This is a genomic window from Sphingomonas ginsenosidimutans, assembly GCF_002374835.1.
GTDB classification, from domain to species: Bacteria; Pseudomonadota; Alphaproteobacteria; order Sphingomonadales; family Sphingomonadaceae; genus Sphingomonas; species Sphingomonas ginsenosidimutans.
In genome coordinates this window covers 1-1,326 of the sequence record NZ_NWVD01000044.1, presented here as the reverse complement: position 1 = coordinate 1,326, position 1,326 = coordinate 1, and the positions used below count along the sequence as shown (strand labels likewise).

The window sequence follows — 1,326 nt, the reverse complement described above, 5'->3', positions numbered from 1 at the left end:
TTCAGAGACGCCCTGGAAGCCAAAGGCATCCAGCCCTGCATCCCGGGCCGCAGATCGCGCAACGAGCCGGTCAGATACGACAAGCGCCGCTACCGGCGCCGCAGCCGCATCGAGATCATGTTCGGCCGTCTGAAGGATTGGCGCCGCGTCGCAACTCGCTACGACCGCTGCCCAACCGTCTTCTTCTCTGCCGTCGCCCTCGCGGCCACCGTCATCTTCTGGCTATGACCAATGAGTCCTGACCCTAAGGTGCCGTTACGCGCAGTCTTGAACGAGCTACAAAACCCCGCCTCGCGCACCGCGGTCATCGCTGCTGTATAGGTTCCGTGCCGGAGGAACGCGGCGTAGATGAAGCCGACGATCTCGGCTTCGGCCTCTACGACTTCGAGCTCTCCGTCGCGGTATTCGTAGCCAAAAGGGGCTAAGCCGCCGTGGATGCGGCCATGGCGTTTACGAGTGCGGATGCTGTCGCGCACGCGTTCGGCGATCAACTCGCGTTCAAATTGCGAGAAGGTGAGCAGTACGTTCAGGATCATGCGACCCATGCTATCGGTGGTGTCGAAAGCCTGCGACACTGACACGAGACCAATCGACCGCCGGTCGAAAATCTCGATCAGGCGTACGAAGTCCAGTAGGCTGCGCGTCAGCCGGTCGATCTTATAAACGACAACTGTGTCGATCTCGCCCGCTTCAATATCGTGCATGAGCGCTGCGAGCGCTGGCCGTTCGAGCCCACTGCCAGAGTGTCCGCCGTCATCATAACTCCGAGGGAGCGCGGTCCAACCTCGATATCGCTGGCTTGCGACGTAAGCCGAACAGATCTCATGCTGTGTCGTAAGCGAATTGACTTCGTGATCGAGGCGGCTGTTGGTGCTTTTACGCGTGTAAATCGCACAACGATTGGGCGCGCTGAGAGGGTTTTCGGGCATCGGTGGCCTCCTTCTTAGGAAGACCGAGTGTGGGCGCGTTCGTAACGCAGGGACATGTCCAAAGCATTGTCGAGTTCGGCATGCGGGAGGCCGGTTCGCGGCTTTTACGATCAAGACAGCCGAAGAGAACCGCCGGGTTCGTCAGCGAATGTCAATCGGCGTCCAAAAAGGACCCCCTATCGGCGTCCAAAAGGGACCCCGTTTGTCGAGCGGTGTGACGGGTATGGCGGGCGTGCCGTTCGCGCTGGTTGCGGCGTAGGGCGGGCGTAGCCCGACCGGAGGCGCAACCAGCGCGAAGCATCTTCTGCCGGTGGTCCCGCGCGTCAGCTGCGGTGCTTGAATCGCCAGCTGTCGTTGCCGGTCTCGACGATGTCGCAGTGGTGGGTAATGCGGTCGA

At 61.1% G+C, this 1,326-nt stretch carries 3 protein-coding genes; 1 reads left to right on the top strand and 2 read right to left on the bottom strand.

Annotated features, from left to right (window positions below):
* Positions 1–228, top strand: a 228-nt coding sequence (locus COA17_RS18580) for a transposase (RefSeq protein WP_141397124.1), incomplete at its 5' end; no start/stop codon positions are given.
* Here the strand turns inward: COA17_RS18580 and COA17_RS18575 are convergent.
* Positions 159–929: a recombinase family protein gene (locus COA17_RS18575; protein WP_096614354.1), complete on the bottom strand. Its 771-nt coding sequence runs from the start codon at positions 927–929 to the stop codon at positions 159–161. The two genes, COA17_RS18580 and COA17_RS18575, sit on opposite strands and share 70 nt — an antisense overlap.
* 323 nt (positions 930–1,252) lie before the next feature.
* On the bottom strand, positions 1,253–1,326 hold a 74-nt coding region (locus COA17_RS20220), incomplete at its 5' end, for an ATP-binding protein (RefSeq protein ID WP_217991017.1).

Excerpts from the sequence above, each read along its gene's own strand:
- COA17_RS18575 (WP_096614354.1), bottom strand. The coding sequence starts at position 929 with ATGCCCGAAAACCCTCTCAGCGCGCCCAATCGTTGTGCGATTTACACG.